The sequence below is a fragment of the Streptomyces sparsus genome (assembly GCF_054776295.1).
The window spans coordinates 1-1,713 of sequence record NZ_BAAHCA010000983.1 but is presented as its reverse complement, the minus strand read 5'-3'; the positions used below and the strand labels follow the sequence as shown (position 1 = coordinate 1,713).

Here is a 1,713-nt window from a genome sequence, read left to right as displayed (position 1 = left end):
CTCGCCGACCTGGACGGGCCGATCGCCTCGCACGGCACGCTGCCGCCCGGCACCGACCCGGCGGCGCTGGTGGCGCAGGTGTACGAGCACGGCGGTGTGCTGCGGCAGCCGCAGCTGTGCGCGGTGCCGCTGGTGGTGGCCGACGAGCTGGCCGGCTGCCTGCTGGCGGCCGGGGAGGTGGCCGAGGAGGACCTCACCGAGGTGGCCCGGCTGATCGCCGAGTTCCTCGACCACGCCGGACTGCGCACGGCCCGCACCCGGATCGCCGCCGCCGACCTGCGCACCCTGCGGGCCCAGATATCGCCGCACTTCCTGCACAACGCGCTCGCCGTCATCGCGGCGCACATCCGCACCGACCCGGCACGGGCCCGGGGGCTGCTGACCGACTTCGCCGACTACCTCCGGTACAGCTTCTCCACCAAGGGCGACTACGCGACGGTCGCCGCCGAGCTCCAGGCCACCCAGACGTACCTCGAACTCCAGCGCGCCCGGTTCGACGACCGGCTGCACATCACCGTGCGCATGGCCCCGGAGATTCTTCCGGTCGCCATCCCCTTCCTGGTCGTGCAGCCCATCGTGGAGAATGCCGTCCGGCACGGCCTGGAGCGGAAGACGGAGAACGGGCAGATCAGCGTCTCGGGCTTCGGCGAGGGTCCGCTGTGTGTCATCGAGATCGAGGACGACGGGGTCGGCATGGAACCCGCTTTCGCCCGCGCCGTGCTCGCCGGTTCGGGCCCTCCCGCGAAGGGCGTCGGCCTGGCCAACGTGGACCAGCGGCTCCGGGCGGTCTACGGGCCGGAACACGGCCTGCTGATCGAGACGGCCCCCGGGAGCGGCACCAAGGTCGTCATCCGGGTGCCCCGGTTCATGCGAGGAGTGGTTGCCGAGTGACGCACACAGCGCAGACGCTGCACGTCCTCGTGGTCGAGGACGAGCCGTTCACCCGGGAGGAGCTCACCGAGTTCCTCACCGACATACCGGAGATCGCCGAGGTGCAGGCCGCCGAGAGCGGTGAGGCGGCCGTCAAGCTGCTGGGCAGCACCGCCTTCGACGCCGTCTTCCTGGACATCTCCATGCCGGGCCTGAACGGCATGGACGTCGCCCGGGTGATCAGCATGCTGTCGGTGCCGCCGGCGATCGTCTTCGTCACCGCGTCGGAGTCGCACGCCATCGAGGCCTTCGGCATCGGTGCCGTCGACTACCTGCTGAAGCCGATCCGCCCCGAGCGGCTGGTCGAGTCCGTCGCCCGTATCGCCCGGCAGCGCAACGCCGGCAGCGGCTCACCGGCTGCCGACGAGCTGGCCGTGGTGCAGATCGAGCACAGCCGCCGCACGGTGTTCGTGCGGCGCGACGACATCCAGTTCGCCGAGGCGCACGGCGACTACGTGCGGCTGCACACCGCCGAGGACACCCACCTGATCCGCCTCGCCCTCTCCTACCTGGAGGACGTGTGGGCGCCCGCCGGCTTCGTCCGGGTGCACCGCGGCTACCTGGTGGCCGTGGGCTGGGTGCACGACCTGCGCGTCACCAGTTCCGCCGGCCTGGTGGCCTGCACCCCGGCCGGCGACGTGCCGGTCAGCCGCCGGCACGCCCGGGGGCTCAAGGAGCAGCTCATCGAGGCGGCACGCAGCGGGCAGCTGGGCCGGGCCGCCAAGTGAGCGGCAACCGGCGGGAGAAGGTCACCAGCCCGCAGACCCGGATCGCGCTGGCCCG

General features: G+C 72.3%; 2 protein-coding genes. Both read left to right on the top strand.

Annotated elements, in window-relative coordinates; translation table 11 throughout:
• A partial coding sequence (locus ACYVE9_RS25585; RefSeq protein ID WP_461030266.1) for a sensor histidine kinase occupies positions 1–891 on the top strand: 891 nt, incomplete at its 5' end.
• Positions 888–1,658 (top strand): LytR/AlgR family response regulator transcription factor, encoded by a 771-nt coding sequence (locus ACYVE9_RS25580; RefSeq protein WP_461030265.1) that lies wholly within the window; start codon positions 888–890, stop codon positions 1,656–1,658. The genes ACYVE9_RS25585 and ACYVE9_RS25580, both read left to right, overlap by 4 nt.
• The last annotated feature ends 55 nt before the right edge of the window (positions 1,659–1,713 follow it).